Source organism: Sorangium sp. So ce119 (genome assembly GCF_051524405.1).
In the GTDB taxonomy this organism is placed as follows: Bacteria; Myxococcota_A; Polyangia; order Polyangiales; family Polyangiaceae; genus Sorangium; species Sorangium cellulosum_G.
In genome coordinates this window covers 11,413,833-11,435,043 of sequence record NZ_CP150310.1, presented here as the reverse complement: position 1 = coordinate 11,435,043, position 21,211 = coordinate 11,413,833, and the positions used below count along the sequence as shown (strand labels likewise).

At 71.9% G+C, this 21,211-nt stretch carries 18 protein-coding genes, 1 tRNA gene and 1 other RNA gene; 11 read left to right on the top strand and 9 right to left on the bottom strand.

Going from position 1 to position 21,211, the window contains the following annotated elements; genetic code table 11:
- Positions 1-32 precede the first annotated feature (32 nt).
- Both WME76_RS43185 and rpmE read right to left on the bottom strand, forming a co-directional pair.
- Positions 33-1,157 carry a DUF1385 domain-containing protein gene (locus WME76_RS43185; RefSeq protein ID WP_437957981.1) on the bottom strand — a complete coding sequence of 375 codons (1,125 nt, stop codon included), beginning with the start codon at positions 1,155-1,157 and terminating at the stop codon, positions 33-35.
- A 271-nt stretch (positions 1,158-1,428) separates the two neighbouring features.
- Complete coding sequence (gene rpmE, locus WME76_RS43180) at positions 1,429-1,644, bottom strand: 50S ribosomal protein L31 (RefSeq protein WP_061621075.1); 216 nt, start codon at positions 1,642-1,644, stop codon at positions 1,429-1,431.
- Positions 1,645-2,223: 579 nt separating this feature from the next.
- Here rpmE and dnaK point away from each other — a divergent pair.
- From dnaK to WME76_RS43165, 3 genes are all read left to right on the top strand, one after another.
- Positions 2,224-4,143, top strand: coding sequence for a molecular chaperone DnaK (dnaK, locus tag WME76_RS43175; protein WP_437957980.1), 1,920 nt, complete (start codon positions 2,224-2,226; stop codon positions 4,141-4,143).
- 200 nt (positions 4,144-4,343) lie between these two features.
- Positions 4,344-6,365, top strand: coding sequence for a hypothetical protein (locus WME76_RS43170; protein WP_437957979.1), 2,022 nt, complete (start codon positions 4,344-4,346; stop codon positions 6,363-6,365).
- Between the two features lie 153 nt (positions 6,366-6,518).
- Positions 6,519-7,028, top strand: a complete 510-nt coding sequence (locus tag WME76_RS43165) for a TraR/DksA family transcriptional regulator (protein WP_437287944.1) — start codon at positions 6,519-6,521, stop codon at positions 7,026-7,028.
- Between the two features lie 112 nt (positions 7,029-7,140).
- Here the strand turns inward: WME76_RS43165 and WME76_RS43160 are convergent, their stop codons facing one another.
- The gene (locus WME76_RS43160) at positions 7,141-8,724 is read right to left on the bottom strand and encodes a bifunctional metallophosphatase/5'-nucleotidase (RefSeq protein WP_437957978.1); all 1,584 of its coding nucleotides are present in this window, start codon (positions 8,722-8,724) and stop codon (positions 7,141-7,143) included.
- A 33-nt stretch (positions 8,725-8,757) separates the two neighbouring features.
- Complete coding sequence (def, locus tag WME76_RS43155; RefSeq protein ID WP_437957977.1) at positions 8,758-9,333, bottom strand: peptide deformylase; 576 nt, start codon at positions 9,331-9,333, stop codon at positions 8,758-8,760.
- A gap of 104 nt (positions 9,334-9,437) precedes the next feature.
- Here def and WME76_RS43150 point away from each other — a divergent pair, with 104 nt between their 5' ends.
- Positions 9,438-10,361 carry a hypothetical protein gene (locus WME76_RS43150; protein ID WP_437957976.1) on the top strand — a complete coding sequence of 308 codons (924 nt, stop codon included), beginning with the start codon at positions 9,438-9,440 and terminating at the stop codon, positions 10,359-10,361.
- An 11-nt stretch (positions 10,362-10,372) separates the two neighbouring features.
- Here the strand turns inward: WME76_RS43150 and WME76_RS43145 are convergent, their stop codons facing one another.
- Entirely contained in the window at positions 10,373-11,161 is a 789-nt protein-coding gene (locus WME76_RS43145; RefSeq protein WP_061621081.1) for a hypothetical protein, read from the bottom strand.
- Positions 11,162-11,408: 247 nt separating this feature from the next.
- Between WME76_RS43145 and ffs the strand changes: the two genes are divergently transcribed.
- Positions 11,409-11,498, top strand: an RNA gene (ffs, locus tag WME76_RS43140) — signal recognition particle sRNA small type.
- 16 nt (positions 11,499-11,514) lie between these two features.
- Here the strand turns inward: ffs and WME76_RS43135 are convergent.
- Positions 11,515-11,955 carry a deoxycytidylate deaminase gene (locus tag WME76_RS43135; protein ID WP_437957975.1) on the bottom strand — a complete coding sequence of 147 codons (441 nt, stop codon included), beginning with the start codon at positions 11,953-11,955 and terminating at the stop codon, positions 11,515-11,517.
- Between the two features lie 268 nt (positions 11,956-12,223).
- On the opposite strand from WME76_RS43135, the gene purD reads away from it, so the two are divergent.
- The 4 genes from purD to WME76_RS43115 all read left to right on the top strand — a co-directional run bounded on the left by purD (position 12,224) and on the right by WME76_RS43115 (position 15,920).
- Positions 12,224-13,561 (top strand): phosphoribosylamine--glycine ligase, encoded by a 1,338-nt coding sequence (purD, locus tag WME76_RS43130; RefSeq protein WP_437957974.1) that lies wholly within the window; start codon positions 12,224-12,226, stop codon positions 13,559-13,561.
- Between the two features lie 9 nt (positions 13,562-13,570).
- Positions 13,571-14,020 (top strand): hypothetical protein, encoded by a 450-nt coding sequence (locus tag WME76_RS43125; protein WP_061615894.1) that lies wholly within the window; start codon positions 13,571-13,573, stop codon positions 14,018-14,020.
- 169 nt (positions 14,021-14,189) lie between these two features.
- The gene (locus WME76_RS43120; protein ID WP_437287936.1) at positions 14,190-15,068 is read left to right on the top strand and encodes an FHA domain-containing protein; all 879 of its coding nucleotides are present in this window, start codon (positions 14,190-14,192) and stop codon (positions 15,066-15,068) included.
- 3 nt (positions 15,069-15,071) lie between these two features.
- Positions 15,072-15,920: an FHA domain-containing protein gene (locus tag WME76_RS43115; RefSeq protein WP_437957973.1), complete on the top strand. Its 849-nt coding sequence runs from the start codon at positions 15,072-15,074 to the stop codon at positions 15,918-15,920.
- Here WME76_RS43115 and WME76_RS43110 read toward each other — a convergent pair.
- The 3 genes from WME76_RS43110 to WME76_RS43100 form a co-directional block, all read right to left on the bottom strand.
- Positions 15,811-16,644 carry a DUF721 domain-containing protein gene (locus WME76_RS43110; RefSeq protein WP_437957972.1) on the bottom strand — a complete coding sequence of 278 codons (834 nt, stop codon included), beginning with the start codon at positions 16,642-16,644 and terminating at the stop codon, positions 15,811-15,813. The genes WME76_RS43115 and WME76_RS43110 overlap by 110 nt on opposite strands.
- 245 nt (positions 16,645-16,889) lie before the next feature.
- A tRNA-Leu gene (locus WME76_RS43105) sits at positions 16,890-16,972 on the bottom strand.
- 141 nt (positions 16,973-17,113) lie between these two features.
- Positions 17,114-17,977: a Crp/Fnr family transcriptional regulator gene (locus WME76_RS43100; RefSeq protein WP_437287934.1), complete on the bottom strand. Its 864-nt coding sequence runs from the start codon at positions 17,975-17,977 to the stop codon at positions 17,114-17,116.
- A gap of 325 nt (positions 17,978-18,302) precedes the next feature.
- Between WME76_RS43100 and WME76_RS43095 the strand changes: the two genes are divergently transcribed.
- The gene (locus tag WME76_RS43095; protein WP_437957971.1) at positions 18,303-19,274 is read left to right on the top strand and encodes a hypothetical protein; all 972 of its coding nucleotides are present in this window, start codon (positions 18,303-18,305) and stop codon (positions 19,272-19,274) included.
- Positions 19,275-19,285: 11 nt separating this feature from the next.
- Positions 19,286-21,205, top strand: a complete 1,920-nt coding sequence (gene nadE / locus WME76_RS43090; protein ID WP_437957970.1) for an NAD(+) synthase — start codon at positions 19,286-19,288, stop codon at positions 21,203-21,205.
- The last annotated feature ends 6 nt before the right edge of the window (positions 21,206-21,211 follow it).

Below are 21,211 nucleotides of genomic sequence, written 5' to 3'. Positions count from 1 at the left end.
AATGACGCGCGCGGCGGCGACGCCGGCGCTCGCTAGCCGTGGGCGCCAGCGTAGCCGGGGTCGGCCAGCAGCTTGGAGTAGTCCGCGAACACCCGGTCCGGCTGGGCCGGCGCGGCGACCGACTCCTCGCGCCAGAGCGTCGCGCGGAGCGAGGCGAGCGCGACCTCGAGCTGCGCGTCGTCCGGCTCCGCCGTCGTGATCTTCTGGACCAGGAACCCCGGCCAGAGCAGCACGCGGAGCGGGCCGGTCGTGCAATACCGCGCGAAGATCCGCTGGATCTCGAAGGTGACCGCGGCGATCAGCGGGAGGAACGGCAGCTTCATCAGGAAGAAGCCGACGCTCTCCACGAGCCGGCCGCCGGGCAGCTTGGGCAGGAGCGCGCCGAGGGACGCGCCGGCGACCGAGAACACAACGATCGACACGAGCGCCACCATCACCAGGAACGTCGTCCCGCAGCGGGGGTGCATGGCCGTCTTCCGGCGCGCGTTCTCGACCTCGAGCGCCTCGTGCGCCTCGTAGGTGGAGATCGCCTTGTGCTCCGCCCCGTGGAACTGGAAGACGCGCCGCACCTCCGGGATCTGGCGGATCAGGAGGAGGTAGGTGACGACGATGGCGAGCTTCGCCACGCCGGTGATCGCCTGGAACCCCGGCGAGGTGACCTCCAGCCCGAGGCCCAGGAGCTTGTTGACCAGCTCGGCGCCGGCCTGGGGCGCCGCCACGAAGAGCAGGACCGCGAAGGCGATCGGGAGCAGGCCCATGCCCCCTCCCCGCTTCTTCGCGCCGCCGTCGCCGCCCGACGCGGGGCCGCCTGTGACCTGCGCGGGCTCCACGTCCTGCGCCGCGATCGCCGCCATGCTGAGCGCCAGCGAGGTGAGGCTGGCGCCGCTCCGTCCGGCGCTCGACTGCGGCGACGGCTTGGACGCCGGGCCCTTGGCCGAGCCGGCCTCCTCGGCCGCGAGGTCCTGCTCATAGAGGTCCGCAGACCAGCGGAGCGCCTGGGATCCGAGGCGCAGCGACTCGACGAGGGTCGCGACCCCCCGCACGAACGGCCAGGTGCGCGGCCCCCTGGAGACCGCGCTCATCGGCTGCTCGCGCACCACCAGCTCCCCGGAGCGGCGTCGGCAGACGATCGCGACCGAGCTCGGCGATCGCATCATGACCCCTTCAATCACCGCTTGGCCGCCGATATACGGACGTGCAGGCTGCTCGCTCATACGCGTTCCAATCTAGCGCATAACGCGGCTGGCGCATGGGCCCGACCGACCAGCGCTGCGAAGGAGGTGGATGACGTCGCGCGGCGCGACGCCTCGACCGCTCGCTCCGTGGCGAGCGGGCTCGGGACGTATCGGAGCCTCCGCCACGCCCCGGGCGGGGAGCGGCGTGAAGGGCGTGTCTGTGAAAGGAGGGGGCGTCGGGGCGGGGGGACGATCAGCCCGCCGACTTGCCAGCGGTCGCGTACTTCCTGCGGAAGCGATCGACGCGGCCGGCGACGTCCATGATCTTGTGCTTGCCCGTGTAGAACGGGTGGCACGCGGAGCACACGTCGGTGGTAAAGCTGCCGCGGGTGGAGCGGGTCTCGACGACGGCGCCGCACGCGCAGGTGATCGTGGAGTCCTTGTACTCGGGGTGGATGCCGGGCTTCATGGTGAGTCCTTCGGGTGTTGCGAGGGAGGGCGCCTATAGCTCAGCGAGTTCTGGACCGCAAGAAGCCCCTCCGGCGCGCGTCTCTTCCGGGCTTCTCTTCCGCGCTTCGGGTCCAGGCTCGGCCCGCGCAGACCGGCGCGGCAGAGAGCCCTGACGCGACCTGCTGAGCTTGCCGCGCCGCGACCGCTCCGTCACCCGCTGCCACCCGCTGCGGGTCGCGGCCGCTCGTTACCGCTCGTTGCGCGGCGCTGTTGCGCCGGTGCGGGCGCTGGCCAGCGCGCAGCGCGGACCGCTTACCTGCGGCCCGGGGGCGCCTCGGTCAAGGGCCGGAGCCCCGCCGGAGGGCGCGCACGGCAATTGCTAGGGGCGGCGTTGACGCTCGGACGCACATGGTTAGTTTCGCGGTCGCGAGCCAGCGAGCTCGCGAAAATCGGCGAAAGTATCCGAATTCCCAGCGGTTTTTGACGGCTCTGGAGCAGGGGCTCGCTGTAGCTGTCAGCCGAGCCCTGCTGGCCGGGACTTCTCGCCCCCCCGCGGTACCAAGCCGTCGCGCACACATTTTTCGGAGGGTTCAACGTCATGGGCAAGATCATCGGCATCGATCTCGGCACGACCAACAGCGTCGTCGCGGTGATGGAGGGGAAGGAGCCCAAGGTCATCGTGAATGAGGAGGGCTCGCGCCTCACGCCGTCTGTGGTGGCCTGGGACGACAAGGGCGAGGTGCTCGTCGGACAGATCGCCAAGCGCCAGGCGGTCACGAACCCCACCAACACCATCTACTCGGCCAAGCGCTTCATGGGGCGCCGCTTCGAGGAGGTGCAGGACGAGTCGAAGCGCGTCCCGTACAAGGTCAGCAAGGGCAAGAACGGCGACGCCGGGATCGAGGTTCGCGGCAAGCAGATGTCGCCCCCCGAGGTCTCCGCGAAGGTCCTCCAGAAGCTGAAGAAGGCCGCGGAGGACTACCTCGGCGAGAAGGTGACCGATGCCGTCATCACCGTGCCGGCGTACTTCAACGACTCGCAGCGCCAGGCCACCAAGGACGCGGGCCGCATCGCCGGGCTCGAGGTGAAGCGCATCGTCAACGAGCCCACGGCGGCCGCGCTCGCCTACGGCCTCGACAAGAAGAACGAGCAGGTCATCGCGGTCTACGACTTCGGCGGTGGCACGTTCGACATCTCGATCCTCGAGGTCGGCGACAACGTCGTGCAGGTCATCTCGACCAACGGCGACACCCACCTCGGCGGCGACGACGTCGACCACCTCGTGATGGACTGGCTCGCGGCCGAGTTCAAGAAGGACACGGGCATCGACGTCGCGAACGACAAGATGGTCGTGCAGCGGCTCAAGGACGCCGCGGAGCAGGCGAAGATCGAGCTGTCGAACGTGCAGGAGACGACGATCAACCTGCCGTTCTTGACCGCGGACGCCTCGGGGCCGAAGCACCTCCAGAAGCAGCTCACCCGGGCGAAGCTCGAGCAGATGATCCGGCAGCTCATCGAGCGCACGCTCGAGCCGACCCGCAAGGCGCTGGCCGACGCGAAGAAGACGCCGCAGCAGATCGACGAGATCGTCCTCGTCGGCGGCTCGACGCGCATCCCGCTCGTCCAGGAGACGGTCAAGAAGTTCTTCGGCAAGGAGCCGCACAAGGGCGTGAACCCGGACGAGGTCGTGGCGGTCGGCGCCGCGGTCCAGGCGGGCGTGCTCTCGGGCGACGTGAAGGACCTCGTTCTGCTCGACGTCACCCCGCTCTCGCTCGGCGTCGAGACGCTCGGCGGCGTGATGACCGTGATGATCTCGAGGAACACCACGATCCCGACGCAGAAGAAGGAGATCTTCTCGACCGCGACCGACAGCCAGCCGAGCGTCGAGGTCCACGTGCTCCAGGGCGAGCGCACCGAGGCCCGCTACAACCGGACCCTGGGCCGCTTCCACCTGGAAGGCATCATGCCGGCGCCCCGCGGCGTGCCGAAGATCGAGGTGACGTTCGACATCGACGCGAACGGCATCCTGTCGGTGCACGCGAAGGACACGGCCACCGGCAAGGATCAGCGCATCACGATCACGGCCTCCGGCGGCCTGAAGGAGGACGAGATCAACCGGATGGTCAACGAGGCCGCGACGCACGAGGCCGAGGACAAGCGGCGGCGTGAGGAGATCGAGCGGCGCAACAAGCTCGATAACCTCTGCTACACGCTGGAAAAGACGATCAGCGAGAACAAGGACAAGCTGCCGGAGAGCGACGTCTCGGCGCTGAACGGGATCATCGCCGAGGGCCGCTCGGCCATCGAGAAGCAGGACGACGCGGCCGTGACCGCGACGCTGGAGCGGCTCGAGAAGGAGGCGCACCGCATCGCCAGCGTCATGTACGAGAAGGCGGGCCCGCCGCAGGACGGCGGGGGCGCGGGCCCCGGCGGCGCTGCGGGAGGCCAGCCGCCGCCCCCCGCCGGCGGCAAGGGGAAGGACTCGGTCATCGACGCGGAGTTCGAGGAGTCGAACTGACCACCGCGAGGTGAGCGTTCCTCCAGCAAGCGCGACGAGCGCGGCTTCGGCCGCGCTCGTTCTGCATTTATCCCCTCAATTCGTCGCTTGCCTTCACAGCGCCAGCCGCGGCGCCGTCGGTCGCCGCGGTCCGCCGTCTCGTCCGCGGCGCTCGCCTTGGACGTCGACTCGGATGTCCGGGAGCCGTATAACCGGCGCTCATGCGAACCCTCCTGCCGCTCGCCACCCTGGTCCTGATGGCCGGTCCCATCGCCTGCGGGCCGTCCCCCACGCCTGCCGCGCCGACAGGAGGACAGGGTGCGGTCAAGGCCGGGCCTCCACAGCCCGCCGCCCCTGAGTTCGATCTGTCCCCCGTCGCCGAGCCCGCCGATGTCGTGGGCGTCCTGCGCTGGAGCAACCCGGCGGCCACGCTGTCGAGCGTCGCCGCGTGCGCCGGGATGTCGCCGGCGCTCGCCGAGGCGGGCGCGCAGGGCCTCTCCGCGGGCCTCCTGGGCGAGCTCGTGAGCCCCTCCATCGATACGAACCAGCTCGCCTCGGTGATCGCGCTCGACGCGCCGGTGCACGCGATCGTCGCGCTGGACGACAGCTCGAAGCGGGGCAACCCGATCGCGGCCGTATCGCTCGGGCTCACGTCGCTGGAGCGGGCGAGGGGCACGCTCCAGGCCGGCGCCACCCTGACCGAGGTGAAGCCCGGCCTGTGGAAGATCGGCGGCAAGGAGCCCTCGTCGTCGAGCTGCTTCCTCGCCGCGTCCGCAGGCTCGACGCCGGCGCGGCTCCTCTGCGGCGACCGGGATCGGGACGTGACGACCCTCGGGCCCTACCTCGCGCGCACGCTGCCGACCGTCGCGCCCGAGGCGCGCGACCTCCACGGCGAGGTCCGCTTCGTCCCGCTCAGCGCGAAGTACGGCGGCATGGCGAAGCAGCAGCTCGGGGGGCTCCCGATCCTCGCGCAGAGCCAGCTCTCGATCGGGCACCCCCAGTTCGACCGGGCGCTCACGGACGCGAGCACCGCCGTCCAGGAGGAGCTCGCGGCGCTGATCGACGACGCGAGCAGGGCGGTCGTCGATCTCCGGGTGGACAACCAGTCCTGCGTGAACCTCACGGCGGCCCTGGAGCTCCGGGGCCAGTCGTCGTGGCTCGCGAAGACCATCGCCGACGGCGCGAACCGCGCCGGACCGGCGCCGGCGCTCTACTGGCGCGCGCCGAAGGACAGCCACGGCGCCTTCTTCGACCACGGCTACGACCCCGCGCACTACAGCGGCATCCTCAAGACGCTGCGCGCGATGCTCGAAGGGTGGCTGGAGAAGGAGAAGATCGGCACGCCCGCCGATCGCAAGGCGCTCGGCGATGTCCTCTCGCTGCCGATCAACAAGGCGCCGAGCGTGTCCGCGCACGGGTACGTCGACGCGCCGCCTGCCGCCGCGAAGACCGCGAAGCCGACGCCGCACGAGATGTTCGGCAGCATGATGGGCGGCTTCGTCGGCTGGAACCTGTTCGGGCTCGAAGAGGCGCCCGACACGTACGTGAAGTACCTGAAGAACGTCGTCACCGCCTACAACACGCCGGGGCTCCGCAAGCGGCTCCCGGAGCTCGACATCGATCCGAAGCAACTGCCGACGGTCAAGACGGTGGCGGCGCCGAAGGAGCTCGGGAAGACGTCCCTCGCGGTCGAGATCCAGATCGTCAACGAGATGCCGCCGCTCGACGGCGACGCGGCGCCGGGCACCAAGGCCAAGCCCAAGCAGAAGCTCACCGTGACGCTGCACCTGCTCGTCATGGGCGAGGAGAAGACGACCTGGATCGCGTTCGGCCACGACAAGCGCGAGCTGCTGCGGCGGCTCGCGATGGTGAAGGCGGGCGCGCCGGACACGGAGACGCTCGCGTCGCGTCCGGGGCTCGAGAAGCTGAAGACCGGGAAGTTCGTCTCGGCCGGATTCACGACGCTCGCCCCGATCACCCGGACCCTCCAGAACGTGCTCACGACGCTGTCCGGATCCGACGCGGCAGGAGGCATGGCGCTGCCCCCGGAAGCCCGGCAGTTCGGCGATGCGCTGGCAAAGCTCCCCCACAAAGGGGAAGGGCTGATGTTCGTGACGACCCAGGAGCAGGGCGGCGCAGCGCCGCGCGCCGAGATCTCGATCAACCTGTCCAAGCCGGTGCTCGAGGACATCGGCGCCCTCCTCGCGGCAGGGCTCCAGATGGCCGGCATCGCGAAGCCATAGGCCCCCGGATGCGCTATCACACCCAGGAGCCTGGGGCCGCTGCTCCTGCTCGGTCGTGTCCTTGGGTCGCCTGACCTCGCGCGTGCGTCGTCCGCCCACGCCCAGGACCGGTACGCGAATTGCCCACCTGCCCGAAACGATGAGAGGAACCCGATGAACAACCGTGAAGGTGAGAGTCGCGACGGAACGAGCCCGGCGCGGCCGGAGACGTCCGGGAACGCCACGCTGGCAGCCCCCATCCCGAGGCCGCCCGTGCGCCGCGCGGCCCCCGATGCGGACGACTCCGATCTGCCCGAGCTGACGCCGGAGCAGCTCAGCGAGCTCAGGCAGGCGCTCGAGGAGCGCCGGGCGAGCCTCGTCGCCAACATCGATGAGCGGCAGCACGCCGAGCGCGACGTCTCGCGCGAGGTGGGGGACGAGATGGACGAGGCCAACGCCGAGGGCGCGACCTCGCTCACGTCGAAGCTCCTGGAGCGCGATGTCCGGGTCCTGGCGGAGATCGACCGGGCGCTCGCCAAGATGAAGGAAGGGACCTACGGGATGTGCGAGGGCACCGGGGAGCCGATCGGCTACCGCCGCCTCAAGCTGCGTCCCTGGGCGCGCTACAGCGTCGCCTACCAGGAGCAGATCGAGCGCGAAGAGCGGACCGGCGGCGGCGCCTGATCTCCCCCTGCCTGCAGGTGCAGCACGTCCAGCGCCGCTTCAGCGCTGGACGCGCTGCCGGCGTCAAGCGTTGCCTGCCCAGCTCGCGAGCGACCGTTCGTCCGACAAGACGCTAGCGGAAGCGCGCGTCCAGCGGAGCGCTCGCGGTCGTGCGGAGCGCCTTGGTCCACGCGATCACCGGCGCACGCCAGTCGAGGCCCGTCCAGCTCGGGGACGGGTCCTGGGCCTGGAAGCGGAAGCCGTCCCCGCCGAAATAGAGAAAATCGATCGTCGCGACGGTGTAGCGGCGGCCCTCGTCCAGCGGGCTCCCGTCCTGGAGGACGGGACGACCGCTGGCTGAGGGCGATACGCCGAAGAACACCGCGTCGGGGTGGCGGAGCGCCTCGAGGATGTCGCTGCCACGGAGCGAGCAGATGACGAGCTTGTTGTCGAACGGGAGGACCGAGAACACCGTTGCTCTCGTGATCGGGCCCCTGGGTACCGATTGGCGGATACCATCCTTGTTCAGGATCGCGATGTCGACCCCGAGCTGGTCGCGCCACGCCCCTGCGATCCAGCGCTGGATCTCGGGGGAGTGGCGCTCCATCCCGTCGCTCGAATACCCGATCTGCTCCCCGAGCGCCTCGTCCAGCGCTCGTTGCCAGCCTGCGCTGGCCCTGGCGAGCGCTTCATCGGGCGGGACGGCGGGCGCGCCCTCCGGGCGGGACACGTCGACGAGCTCCGTGGAGGTCGACACGACGCGCTGGCGCAGCGGACGCCGGGGGTCGATCTCGAGCGACACGCGGGCGTAGCTGCGCAGCCGCCAGCCAGGATTGATGAGCGGGACGCCGCCGACACGCAGGTCGGCCTTCCTGTGGCAATGACCGGCGCCAACGAAGGACAGGCGCCACTCGGGGTGACGGGCGAGGAGCGGTTCGAGCACGTCCTGGCACTCGTGCGCGAGGAGCACCAGCGCGTCCGGCTCGGCGCGCCACGCCTCGGGAATGGCGCGCGAGAGCGCCGCCTCCTCGTCCTGGAACTCGATGCCCTCGAAGCGGCTCGCCGTCGCGGCCTCACGCGTGCGCGCGGTCGCCAGCCCGACGACCCCGACGCGCAGCCCGCGCCGCTCGAGCACGGTGAACGAGGGCAGCGCGAACGCGGAGAGCGACGGATCCGTCACGCGCACGTTCGCCGCGAGGTAGGTGATTCGCGACCGTGTCCTGTTCCGGAGAAACGCGTCCCTGCCGAAATCGAACTCATGGTTGCCGAACGCCGACGCGGCATAGCCCATGCGCGCCATCGCGTCGGCCATCGGTGCCCCCATGAAATACGAAGAGATCGCGGGGCCGGTCCAGTTGTCACCGCCGGACAGCGCGAGCGTCGACGCGTCCTGACAGGCCGGCGACGGGAGGAGATGCGGCGGAGCCCCGGGCGCCGGGCCAGCGCAATGGCGCTCCCTCGAGACCCACTGCGCCAGCACCTCGGCAGCGCCGCCGAGCACCCTCCCCTCCTCGGCGGTGGGCAGGAGCCACCCGTGCTCGTCGGTCGTGTACAGGAGCGTGATCGCGGCCGGAGCGCGCTCAGCCCGGGCCGGCGCCCTCGCCGCCGGCGCCGCCTCCCTGGCGTCGCACGCTGCGAGGCACAGGAGCGCATGAGCGCCGAACGCGACGATCGCGCGCCTGGCGCGAGCCCCGGGCGCCTCCCGTGCCGCGATCACGGACATCGTCCGGGCTCCGCGCGGCGGGGCACCTCAGCCGCCCATCCGCTGGATGAACGGGACGATGCGATCGATGAAGGGCTGTTTGTGGTGGCGATCGAACTCCGCCCACGTGCAGAGCGTCCGCGGATCCTTCACGCGATCGACGAAGAGCACGCCGTCCACGTGGTCCTTCTCGTGCTGGAACGTGCCCGCCGAGAGGCCGCGCACCACGCGGTCGATCGGCCTCCCCTCGCGATCGAGGCCGGTCAGCCGGATCTCGGTGTAGCGATCGACGACTCCCCTCAGGTTCGGGACGCTCAGGCAACCTTCGTAGTTCTCGAACGTCTCCTGCGTGAGCGGCTCGATCACCGGGTTGACCACGATCGTGAGCGGGATGTTCGGTTTGTACGGATAACGAGGGTTGTTCTGCACCTCGACCGCGAAGATTCGCAGCGGCGCATGGACCTGAGTGGCGGCGATGCCCGCGCCGTTCGCGTCGCGCATCGTCTCCACCAGGTCGTCGATGAACGTCTGCACGGCGCGGGACGAGAGCTCTTCCGGCGTGACCTCGCGCGCCCGCTGCCTGAGGATGGGGTTGCCGATGTGGGCGATTTTGAGGAGCGTCACGCGGCGATCCTACCATGGAGGCCCGCCGCCGACCCGGCCGGCCACGCCGGCACACGCGCGGCAGACCATGCAGGGCGCGGCAGCGTCAGCTATGGAGAGGACGCATGCACACCCTCCCCGACGAGCCGCGCGTCCCCGAGCAGCAGCAGGCGACCGCCGTCATGAACCTCCGCTTCGAAGACGTCAGCCAGACCGGGCGGGTGATGCTGGACGCGCTGCCGCACGGCCTCGGGCCCGCGATCTGGGGGAAGCTCATCTCGGGGAGCCCCATCGAAGCGCTCATGAGCGCGCAGGGGGTCATCCCGATCCTCACCCGCCTCATCATCGAGGGTGGTGAGGGGCCGATCGCAGCGCGGGAGCCGCTGCGGCTGCGCGGGCTTTACCAGCTCGCGCACACGGAGGACGCGGCCGCCGAGGTGAACCGGCTGATCCTGGCCATGTGGCTCTCGGCCAGCGCGCGCCGCAGCCGGACCTACGGCCCGCCGCCGCCCGGCGCCGGCGAGCAGATCCAGGTCGGTCGCGTGTTCGCGGAGCACGTCTTCACGCGGCCCTTCGCGGAGGCCGGGGCGCGCAAGGTGCTGCGCTTCGAGTCGCCGGATCTGCCGGCGGTGCCGCCGGACCGCTATGCGTGGCGCTCGCCCGAGGCGCTGATGGGCCTGCCAGAGGGCGCGGAGCCGCTCGACGTGGAGCCGACCCTGGATCCAATCCCCGTCGCGTTCGGCCTGGATCACACCGACGGGAACCAGCACGTGAACTCGCTCGTGTACCCGCGGCTCTTCGCGGAGGCCGCGCTCCGGCGCCTCTCCGCGCAGGGGCACGGCACCGCGGTGCTCGCCCGCAGGGTGGAGATCGCCTACCGCAAGCCGTGCTTCGCGGGCATGCGGGCGAGGATCGTGCTGCGCACCTTCGCGATGGGTAGCGCGCTCGGCGCGCTCGGCGCGTTCGTGCCGGATGCGCCGGAAAACGCGGCCAGCGCGGCCCCCGACGCGCGCGCCTATTGCTACATCCGCACGCTGTTCGAGCCCTGAGCCGCGCGACGCTACGCGCTCGCCGGGCGGGGGAGGCCGGCGCGGTCGGCGATCTCGTCGTGGAAGGCGCGGAACGTCGACTCCTGCGGCCACGAGGGCGCGTTGGCGAGGAGCCGTTCGACCCGCGCGAGCTCCCCCTCGTCGATGGCCACGACGGCCGCGGCGTAGCGCATCGCCCAGAAGACGAGCGGGCTGGCCTCGCTCGCGCGCTCCAGCAGCGCGCGGTCGCCCGGCACGCTCTGGTGGGCGAAGGCGCGGGCGAGCGCGCCGGCGGCCGCCCGCAGCGTGACCACCCGGTCGCGGAAGGGAGAGCTGACGTTCGGCAGAGGGAGGCGCTCCAGGCGCCCCGCCCGCTCGAGGGCCGCGTCGCGATCGCCCTCGAAGGCGTAGAGGAGCGTGTCCAGGAAGAGCCGGTGCTCGAGGGCCGCGTCCCACGCAGGCCCGCGCTCGGCAGCGGCCATGGCCGCGCGCGCCTTGTCGACCCAGCCATACGCGGCGAACGCCGTCGCCGTCATGAGCGGCGCCATCGTCGCCGGGTGCGGGATGCGGTGCAGCGTCGGCGACCAGCGCTGGAGCACCGACCGCACATCCCCCGAGCGGAGCAGCCTGCGCAGCTTGCGGCGAGCGAGCCAGCGGGCGGCGGCGAACGCGAGGACCACGCCGAGCACCGCGGCCATGACCACCGGCTGCTGCCAGGCGAACCGGAGCGCGGCCGCTGCCAGCGCTGCGGAGCCGATGAAGATGAGCACCGGAATCAGCCGGCTGCTCCGCCCCTCGTCCTCGGCATCGAACGGATTCACGACTCCCTCAAGCGTACGGTCCTTCCCGTACGAGGCAAGTCCCGGGCGATGCCCGCTCCAGGTCGCTCGCCCGGGGGGATGGCGCCCAGAAGGGGACGAGGGGGGAGGCGCTCGCCGGGAACCGCCGGGAGCCGCGAGAGGCAGCCGACATGCGTGACCACAAAGCGCGCGGCGAGCGTCATGGACACTCGACACGGACCCGAGGTTCGGTTACGAAGTCTCTGCGTCAGGCGACAGCGCCTGAACCTCATGGGTCCGCCGACAGCGCGCCGTGAACCCCGCCAGGCCCGGAAGGGAGCAACGGTAGCGGAAAGCGAGTGTGGCGGGCCCACTTGCTTTTTGTGGGTCGCGCGTCAGGCGGGCGTCTCGCGCCGCGACAGCGGGGCGAGCTCGAGCCCGAGCTCCGTGGCGAGCCGGAAGATGCGCTCGTCGCGGTAGAACTCGCCGAAGACGACGCGCGAGATGCCCGCGTTCGCGATCATCTTGAAGCACCCCCAGCACGGCGAGGCCGTGACGTAGACCGTCGCGCCGTCGATCCGCACCCCGTTCCGCGCGGCCTGGATGATGGCGTTCGCCTCCGCGTGGATCGTGCGCACGCAGTGGCCGTCCTCGATGAGGTGCCCCTCCTCGTCGCAATGAGGCAGCCCGCGGATCGATCCGTTGTACCCCGTCGCCAGGATGCTCTTGTCGCGCACGATCACCGCGCCGACGTGCTTCCGGTCGCAGGTCGCCCGCGACGCGACGACCTCGGCGATGCGCATGAAGTATTCATCCCACGAAGCCCGGTGAGTCATCGCTCGTCTCCACGACGGGGAGCCGCGCTCGCTGTCCCCTCGACGTCCGGGGATCCGCGCCCGCTGTCCCCTCCAGAATGTTCAGGGATCCGCCGCCCGGTCCTCTCGCGAGGCGGCCCGGCGACGCGCGCCCGCGGCCCACGCTGAGCCGCGCCGCGCGCCCCGCGGGCGCTTCTATCACGACGCCGGGCGCCGCGGGGCCTTCCCGGACCGGGCGACCGCGCGAGGCGCCTCGACAGCGAGGCCCGCCGCGTGGTAGCGCGCGGGGGTGAGCTCCACCGCGAACAGCCGCCGGTCAGATCGCCGCATCCTCGTGCTCGGCTCGGGGGGGCGCGAGCACGCCCTCGCGCGCGCGTTCGCCCGATCGCCCTCGGTCGCCGAGGTCGTCGTGGCGCCCGGGAACGCCGGGACCCACGCGCAGGGCGGCGCGGGCCGCGCCCCGATCCGCCGCGCCGATCTCGCCTCCATGGCGCCCGACGAGGTGACCCGGCTCGCCGTTCGCGAGCACGTCGATCTGGTCGTCGTCGGCCCGGAGGCGCCGCTCTGCGCGGGCGTCGCCGACGCGCTCGCCGCCGCGGGCGTCGCCGTCTTCGGGCCGAGCCGCGAGGCGGCGCGCCTCGAGGGGTCGAAGGCGTTCCTGAAGGAGTTCGCCGCGCGCCACGGCATCCCGACCGCGCCGTTCCAGATCGCGCGCTCCTTCGACGAGGCGTCGCGCATCATCCGCGAGCGCGGCGCGCCCATCGTCGTGAAGGCCGACGGGCTCTGCGCCGGCAAGGGCGTCGTCGTCGCGACGACCGTCGACGAGGCGCTCGCGGCCGCGAAGGACATGCTCGTGGACCGACGCTTCGGCGACGCCGGCGCGACCGTGATCCTCGAGGACGCGATCCAGGGCGAGGAGGCCAGCCTGCACGCCCTCAGCGACGGCCAGGCGATCTTCGTCCTGCCGGCCGCGCGCGATCACAAGCGGGTCGGCGAGGGCGACACCGGGCCGAACACCGGCGGCATGGGCGCGTTCGCGCCGAGCGCCCGCGTCACCCCCGCCCTCACCGCGCGCGTCGAGCGCGAGATCCTCCGGCCCACCATCGACGGCATGCGCGCGGAGGGGAGGCCCTTCCGCGGGGTCCTGTTCGCGGGGCTGATGATCACGCCGGCGGGAGATCCCGTGCTGCTCGAGCACAACGTCCGCTTCGGCGATCCCGAGTGCGAGGGGTTGATGGAGCTCCTCGAGGGCGACGTCGCCGAGCTCTGCGCGTCGGCCGCGGCGGGCGCGCTGGACGCCGGGGCGGCGCGCGTCGCCCCCGGCCGCCACGCGCTCACCGTCGTCCTCGCGGCGCGCGGCTACCCGACGGCGCCCGTGACCGGCGACGTCATCCGCGGCCTCGACGCCGCGGCCGCGGTGGAGGGCGCGTTCGTGAACCACGCGGGCACGGCGGAGCGGGACGGCGCGATCGTCACCGCGGGCGGCCGCGTGCTCGCCGTCACCGCCGCGGGCGACTCGCTCGCGGAGGCGCGGGAGCGCGCGTTCCGCGCGGCGAGCGCGATCGACTTCGACGGCAAGGTGCTCCGCCGGGACATCGGGGTGGACGGAGCGCGCGCGGCCGGGTGAAGCAACGCCATGGAGCCCATCATCGATCTCGCCCCAGGCGCTGAGGAGAACCCGCTCGCCGCCCAGTTCGGCGGCCTGATCCGCGAGCACCTCGCGGGCGACGCGCGGCGCGCGTCCGACTTCCGGGCGCTGCGCGGCTCCGTGCTCGTCGTCGCGCAGGACAGCGGCACGTCGATGACGATGCGCTTCGATCACGGGCGCCTCACCATCCACGACGGCGCGATCGGCATCCCGTCCGTCACGTTCTGCGGGGACGAGGCGGCGCTCCGAAGGCTCCCCGACATCGCGTTCCACCGCTGGGTGAGCCTCCCCAAGCTGGGCGTGCTGCACCGCCGGCAGAGCGAGCCGCTGCGCGAGCTCGCGCGCCTCGTGGCCAGCGGGGAGCTCAAGATCTACGGCCTCGTCGCGCACCCGCGGCTCATCCTCGCGCTGCTCCGGGTCCTCTCCCGCCACCCCTGAGCCTCCGCCCTGGCCGGCCGCGCGCCGTCTGTCGCGGTGTGACACTGTAAGATGGCAGCGGACGTCTCCGCCCGCGCTCCACGACCGTTCTTGTGGGCTTGCAAACCAATACCACGCGGCCCGGAAGCTGACTTTTGACGGCCTGTTGGGCTGTTGGTATGGCTCGATCATGGGCATCCGATTGCGCTACCTCGCCCACGATCTCGAGGTGCCGCTCGGCGAGTTCTTCATCGGACGGAGCGCCGACTGCCAGCTATCGCTCGACGACCCGCTGGTGTCGCGCAAGCACGCGCTGCTGACCGTCGGTGAAGGCGGCGTGGCGATCGAAGATCTCGGCAGCCGCAACGGCGTGCTCATCAACGGGAACCGGATCACGGGGCGCCAGCTCCTGTCCGACGGCGACAAGATCGCGATCGGGGGGCAGGAGATGTTCCTGCTCGGGGCGATCGAGCCGAGCTCGACGCACTCGCCGCGCAGCGCGCCGCTGTGGACGCGGCAGCAGAACGCGCGCACGGTCGACATGAGCGAGATGTCCTCGGGCGAGGACGACGGCGCGACGGCCATCGCCTCGCGGCGGTCGCTCCCCGGGCTCATCCCGCAGCACCCCGACAAGCGGGTGCACGCGCTCAGCCTGATCGGCAGCGTCGCCGACAAGGCGCTCGCCCTGGGGCGCGTCGACGAGGCGGAGCGCATCCTCCAGCGTTCGCTCAACGACATCCTGACCAAGGCGCGGGAGGGGGGCGTCGGCGCCGTGCAGCCCGAGCTGGTCGAGAAGGCCAGCGCGTACGCGGCCCGACTGGCCGGGGCCACCGGCCGGGGGTCCTGGATCAACTACATTTTCGAGCTGAATACGCGGCTCGAGCTCCTCCTTCCCGCCTACCTCGTCGATGAGCTGTATAGTGTCCTCCGCAAGGTGAAGGCCGTCGACATGTCCATTCTCCGTGGCTATGCGAAGCGGCTCCGCGAGCGTGCAGGAGAACGTACCCCGGCGGAGCGGTTCATCCTCCAGCGTATCGAAGGGCTCGAGCGCCTCGGCGCACTGAAATAGACCATGCCTTTCCGCCTCCGGTACTTGGCGCACGATTTCGAGCTCCCCGAAGGGCCCTTCGTGATTGGCCGGAGCGGCGACTGCCAGCTCTCGCTCGACGACCCGCTGGTGTCGCGTCGCCACGCGACGCTGCAGGTGCGGAGCGACGGCGTCGCGGCGATCGACCTCGAGAGCAGGAACGGCGTGTACGTCAACGGCACGCGCATCTCCGGCCAGCGCGAGCTGGTCGACGGCGACCGCATCATCATCGGCAGCCAGGAGATGCTGCTCTACGGCGGCGAGGAGTCGCGGCCGCACGACGCCTACGGGGTCGAGTTCCGGCGCGCGACGGCGACGCTCGGCGCGATGGCGCTGACCGAGATGCGCAAGATGTCGGACGACCCGACGGAGCTCACGAGCCCGACGGGCGACGGCGGCTCGAAGGGCTTCCAGTCGCTGCGCCTGCTCGCGAGCCTCGCCGACAAGGCGCTCGCGATGGGCCGGAGCGAGGAGGCCGAGCGCATCCTGCAGACGGTGCTGATCGACATCCTCAGCCGCGCGCGGACGAACGTGCCGCTGGAGATGCCGGCCGCGGAGCTCGCCGCGCGCTACGCGGCCCGCCTCGCCGGCGCGACGACCAAGGGGAGCTGGGTGAACTACGCGTTCGAGCTCTTCACGATCGCGCGCCGCCCGCTGCCCGGGCCCGTGGTCGATGAGCTCTACACCGTGGTCCGGCGGGTCAAGTCGCTCGACATCCAGCCGCTCAGGATCTACCTCGACGACCTTCGCCGGATGGCGCCTTCGTTCGGTCCGACCGAGCGGTTCTTGATGCAGCGGATTGAGGGTCTCGAGCGGCTCGTCGCGGCGAAGTAGCGGGCGCCGCCTCGTCGTCGGCCGGCGCCGCGCGAGCAGGCGCGGCGGGCCGAGTGGGCGCGCGCGGCGGCGGCGCCGGCGCCGCGCGCGAGGTGGCGCGCGAGGCCGGCGTACCCGAGGGGACCTGCGGCGGCGCCGCGCGAGACGCCGCGCGCGAGGCGGGCGTACCCGAGGGAACCGGCGGCGGCGTCGCGCGAGACGGCTGCGGCGGGGCCGCCGGGGGGACCGGCGGCGGCGCGTTGCGAGGGCGCGCGCGCGCCTCCGCCTCTTGCCAGCCGAGGTTCCTCGCGGCCGCCTTCGCGATCGCGTCGCGCAGCTCGGGATCGGGGACCTTGCCGAGCTCGCGCCGCACCTCGACCGGGAGCGGCGCCTCCTTCGGCGCCGGGCGGACCTCCTCGCGCCAGGGTGGACGCGCGACCGGATCCACCTTGCCCACGCGGAAACGGAGCGACTGCACCGGGAGGCCGCGCGCACGGAGCTGCGTCGTGATCGCGTCGCCGAGCATCGAGAGCTCCTGCGCCCAGGTCGAGCTCGCCGCGCGCACGTGCAGCACCCCGCGCTCCAGCTTGAGCGGGCGGGCGCGCGCCGCGATCCGCGACCCCACGGCCGCCTCCCAGTCGCGGAACGGCATCGGCGCGGTGTCGACCTCCGCCGGCGCGGCCAGCGAGGACCCCCGCTGGATCAACGCGCCCAGCCGCTCCATGCCTCCGGTCCGACGCGCCATGCGAGCCGAGCGTAGCAGCCCGACGGCGCCTTGTTCTGACGGAGCGCGCCGTCCACGCTCGCCCAGCGTCACGGACGGCCGCGCCCCGCCGCGCCGTCCTGCGACCAGGACGTCTGCCCGCCAGCGCGCGCGCCGTCACGCGGCACGGAAATCCGGGATCTACAAGCGCTTTCGGCGATAGCGACGACCGGGAGAACAGAGGTCGAAGCGGGCGCTCGGGCGCCTCATCCAGGGATCCGTATCAGTACCGAAGGTGGGACTCGAACCCACAAGCCCTTGCGGACAGCGGATTTTGAATCCGCCGCGTCTGCCATTCCGCCACTTCGGCTCAGCGTTGCGATGTCAGGGAGCTGCTGGAACCGTAGATCACCGGGCACGACCCTGGCAACGGTCTGAGCGCGGCGCGAAGAGGGAGCCGGGCGCCGCGAGGCCGCGCGGCGGGCGGCGCGCTCCTCGCGCGCGCCGCCGATCACACCACGAAATCCAGCATCTGGAGGCGCGTCAGGTAGTCCTGGAGCGCGGCGGCGTACTCGTCGATCAAGAGGTCGAGCTTCACCAGCGCGCCGTGGTCGTCGACCGCGTCGATCGTCCCGCTCACCGGGATCTCGCGCGCGGGCAGGACGAGAACGCCGCTCCAGTGCGCGCCCTTCGCCGCGTCGCGCAGACCGGCGAGGCGCATCCAGCCGTCGGAGAGCTCGACGACCGGGACGAGGGCGCCGCTGTCCAGGCGGACGGAGCTCTTCAGCGTGTGGGCCGGCTCGACCATGTAGTGGGAGCGCCGGTTCTTCTCGATGAGATCCTCGAGCGTCGCGCAGATGACCTTGCTCAGCGGCGTCTCCTCGCTGTCGAGCACGAGCTCGAGCAGCCGCTTCATCGCCTTCTGCGTGCGGATGAGGTTCGCGCGCACCTCCTCGATCCGCCGCGCGTCGCGCCGGATCTTGCCGGCCACGACGTTGAGCAGGTTGTTGTAGAAGGGGTAGGCGACGTCGCCGTGCTCCTCGAAGAAGTCCTGGAGCTCGGCGACGCCGATGCGCCAGATCTCCGAGGGCTGCGTCGTCACCGCGGTCGTCGTCCGCCGGAGGCCGGTCAGCGCGCCGAGCTCGCCGATGGGCGAGATGGGGGTCAGCCGGAAGCGCGTCTCGCCCGCGTCGAGCAGCGCGACCTCGCCCTGGACCAGGAGAAGCATGTGCGCCGGCGCGCTCCCGGCCTCGAAGAGCACGTGGCCCGACGGGACCTCCTGGCGCTGGAACGCCATCATCAGCTCGTCGAGGTGGTCCTCCGTGATTCTCTCGAACAGGGGGATCGCGTGCAGGTCGGAAGGACGGACCGCCATGGGGTGACACTCCTCTTCAACAGGGTCGGGCTCCGCGGCCGCAACGTTGCGAGACACGGATCCTCGCGGCGCACGAGCTCGGCGTGACCGCGGGGGCGCATCCTACTCCAGGTCCCGACGCGAGGAAGAGGGATGGCCGCCCCGCTGCGAGACGCTCGCGGGGTCCGCGAGCCTGCGCACCTTCTCGCATCCTCGAGGCGACCGCCGCATCGGCGGATCGCCGCGTCCCCGCGCCCCGCCTCGCCGGATCGGCGCGTGGCCGGAGCGCCGGTCAGGCTTGCCCCGCTAGCCGGATCGAGGGGGTGCCGGTAACGTCGCCCAGGTGATGCAGTCCGTTCGCCAAGGGCTCTCCGCCGCGATGCGCCGGGCGCCGCTCGGGCTCCTCGTCATCGCCCTCGCCCTCCTCGTCGTCTCGTGCGGCTCCGCGTCGTCGGGGACGCCGGTCGACGCGGAGATGCCGCCGCCGCCGAAGCCGCGCAACGCGGCGGCGATCGCGCAGTCGATCGCCGGGGGGAAGGTCTCGGTGCTCGTCTACGCCGACAGGACCCGGGGCCACCCCATCATGGCGCGGCTCGCGGCGCTCGACCTGTGGGGGCCCGTGCTCGGCGGCACGGGGCTCGATCCGGAGCGGGACCTCGAGCGCGCGTTCGTCACCGCGCCGCGCGCGGACGCGGCCAGCGAGGCGGTGATCGTCCTGGAGCACAACGTGCCGCCCGAACGGCTGGCGTCGGGGCTCGACGCGCTGCTGTCGCGCAGCCAGCCGCCGGGCTCCCGGGAGGAGGGGCTCGGCGTCCCCGCGGTGCGCGTGACCATCAAGGGGCACACCCGCGTGGTGGCGACCGTGGAGCCGAACTTCCTCGTGGTGCTGCCGGTCTCGAGGGCGCGCGAGGCGCGGCGCTTCGTCGGGACCGGGGGCTTCCCCGACCCGACCGGCGACGAGGCCGCGATCGCCGCGGCTGTCGACCCGGCGCGGACCCTGAAAGGGCCGCGAGAGGCGCCCCGCGTGCCGCCGACGCTGAGGTCGCTCGAGGCCACCGTGACGCTGGCCAAGGACGGCGGCGCCCACCTGGCGCTCGACGGGCCGAGCGAGAGCCCCGAGCAGGCCGCCCGCGACGCGGAGTTCCTCAACGACGAGGTCGAGCGCACGACCTCGTTCCGCATCGCCATCGTCACCGTCCGCGTGGTCGACCCGATCGGGTTCTTCGCCGAGGGGGACCGGGTGAAGGCGAAGCGGCGCGTGACGCCGGGGGAGCTCGACAAGCTCTTCGGCCTGCTCAGCGCCGTGCTGCCGCGCTAGGCTGCTGCGCGATGCGACTCGTCAAGATCGGAATCGCCAACGTCAACGCGACCGTCGGCGCCGTCCGCTCGAACACCGACCGGTGCCTCTCGCTCGCCCACGCCATGGCGCGCGACGACGTCACGCTGGCGGTCTTCCCGGAGCAGGTGATCGGCGGATACGCCTCCGAGGATCTCGTGCAGTGGCCGGCGTTCGTCGCGAGCCAGCAGCGCGAGCTCCGCCGGTTCGCCGAGGAGACGGCGGCGCTCCGCACCGCGTTCGTCATCGGCGTGACCGTCGGCGTGGGGGGCGACCTCTTCAACGCCGGCGCGATCGTCCACGCCGGCCGGGTGCTCGCCTTCTCCCCCAAGGAGAAGCTGCCGACGTACAACATCTTCTACGAGGCGCGGACGTTCTCGCGCGGCATGCCGTTCATGGAGCTCGACGCCGACGGCGTGATCTGCGGCGACCGCATCCTCGCCTTCGACTTCGGGACGATCGCGGTCGAGGTGTGCGAGGACATCTGGTCGCCCGACGGCCCGATGCGGCGGCGCTGCTACGCGGGCGCGGAGATCATCTGCAACATCTCGGCGTCGCCGTTCCGCGCGGGGGTGACGGGCACCCGGCGCGAGATGATCGCGACCCGCGCGGCGGACAACCAGTGCACGATCGCGTACGCGAACCTCGTCGGCGGCAACGACGGGCTCGTCTTCGACGGCGGCGGGTTCATCAACCAGAATGGCCGGCCGATGCTGGAGGCGCCGCGCTTCCGCGAGGGGTTCTCCGCGGCCGTCGTCGACCTCGACCGGACGACGCGCTGCCGACGCGAGGCGAGCACCTGGCGCAGCGACCTCGAGGAGTTCCGGCGCGCCTCGCCGCACATGGTGGAGGTCCTCCGCGTCGACGGGGAGACCGCGGACCGCTCGCGCCTCGCCTACCCCGCCCCGCCGCCCGGCACGACGCCGTTCCTGCCGTCGGCCGCGCTGCCGGCGATCTCCCCGCGCGACGAGCTGCTCGACGACTTCTACGAGGTGCTCGCGCTCGGCGTCGCCGATTACTACCGCAAGATCGGCGCGTTCAAGAGCATCGGCCTCGCGCTCTCGGGCGGCCGCGACTCGCTCCTCACGCTGCTCGTGGCCTGGCGCGCGGTGCGGCTGCTCTACCCGGATCTCGAGGGCCAGGCGCTGCGCGACCGGATGAAGACCTCGCTCCACGCGTTCTTCATGCCGTCGCGCTACTCCAGCGACGCGACGCACCGGGCGGCGGCCCAGATCGCCGACGATCTCGGGGTGTCGTTCGCGGTGATCCCGATCGAGGACGCGTTCCCGCGGGAGATGGAGGCCGCCCAGGCGATGGTGGGCGGGGACCGGCAGCTCACCGAGCTCACGAAGCAGAACGTGCAGGCGCGCATCCGCGGCGGGCGCATGTGGAACTGGTCGAACACGAGCGGCGCGCTGTTCCTGCAGACCGGGAACATGAGCGAGAAGGCGCTCGGCTACACCACCGTGGGCGGCGACCTCGAGGGGGCGTTCAGCGTGATCGCCAACCTGCCGAAGACGGTGGTCATCGCCCTGATCGAGCGCCTCTCGCAGCGCTTCGGGTTCAAGGGGATCCAGCAGACGCTCGCCACCACCGCGGGGCCGGAGCTCGCCGAGAACCAGTCGGGCGAGGCCGAGCTCATGCCGTTCGAGGTCCTCGACGCGTGCCTCTACCTCTACGGCGCGGAGAAGCTCGCCGCCGACGAGCTGGCCGCGGCGCTGCCCAGCCTGTTCCCCGACAAGGATCCCGCCGCGCTGCGGTCCTGGGCCGAGAAGTTCGCGACGCTGTTCACGCGATCGATCTTCAAGTGGGTGCAGTCGCCGATCGCCATCCACCTCGGGTCGCTCGATCTGGACCGGGAGCGCGCGCTGCAGCTCCCCGTGGTGCAGCGGACCGAGTGGAAGGGCGGCTGAGCGCCG

Bases quoted from the DNA above. Each gene is read 5' to 3' on its own strand.
- dnaK (WP_437957980.1), top strand. From the start codon at position 2,224: ATGGGCAAGATCATCGGCATCGATCTCGGCACGACCAACAGCGTCGTC.
- WME76_RS43120 (WP_437287936.1), top strand. From the start codon at position 14,190: ATGGGCATCCGATTGCGCTACCTCGCCCACGATCTCGAGGTGCCGCTC.
- WME76_RS43095 (WP_437957971.1), top strand. From the start codon at position 18,303: ATGCAGTCCGTTCGCCAAGGGCTCTCCGCCGCGATGCGCCGGGCGCCG.
- WME76_RS43150 (WP_437957976.1), top strand. From the start codon at position 9,438: ATGCACACCCTCCCCGACGAGCCGCGCGTCCCCGAGCAGCAGCAGGCG.
- nadE (WP_437957970.1), top strand. From the start codon at position 19,286: ATGCGACTCGTCAAGATCGGAATCGCCAACGTCAACGCGACCGTCGGC.
- WME76_RS43100 (WP_437287934.1), bottom strand. From the start codon at position 17,977: ATGGCGGTCCGTCCTTCCGACCTGCACGCGATCCCCCTGTTCGAGAGA.
- WME76_RS43185 (WP_437957981.1), bottom strand. From the start codon at position 1,157: ATGATGCGATCGCCGAGCTCGGTCGCGATCGTCTGCCGACGCCGCTCC.
- WME76_RS43165 (WP_437287944.1), top strand. From the start codon at position 6,519: ATGAACAACCGTGAAGGTGAGAGTCGCGACGGAACGAGCCCGGCGCGG.
- WME76_RS43115 (WP_437957973.1), top strand. From the start codon at position 15,072: ATGCCTTTCCGCCTCCGGTACTTGGCGCACGATTTCGAGCTCCCCGAA.
- WME76_RS43170 (WP_437957979.1), top strand. From the start codon at position 4,344: ATGCGAACCCTCCTGCCGCTCGCCACCCTGGTCCTGATGGCCGGTCCC.
- WME76_RS43135 (WP_437957975.1), bottom strand. From the start codon at position 11,955: ATGACTCACCGGGCTTCGTGGGATGAATACTTCATGCGCATCGCCGAG.
- WME76_RS43110 (WP_437957972.1), bottom strand. From the start codon at position 16,644: ATGGCGCGTCGGACCGGAGGCATGGAGCGGCTGGGCGCGTTGATCCAG.
- rpmE (WP_061621075.1), bottom strand. From the start codon at position 1,644: ATGAAGCCCGGCATCCACCCCGAGTACAAGGACTCCACGATCACCTGC.
- WME76_RS43125 (WP_061615894.1), top strand. From the start codon at position 13,571: ATGGAGCCCATCATCGATCTCGCCCCAGGCGCTGAGGAGAACCCGCTC.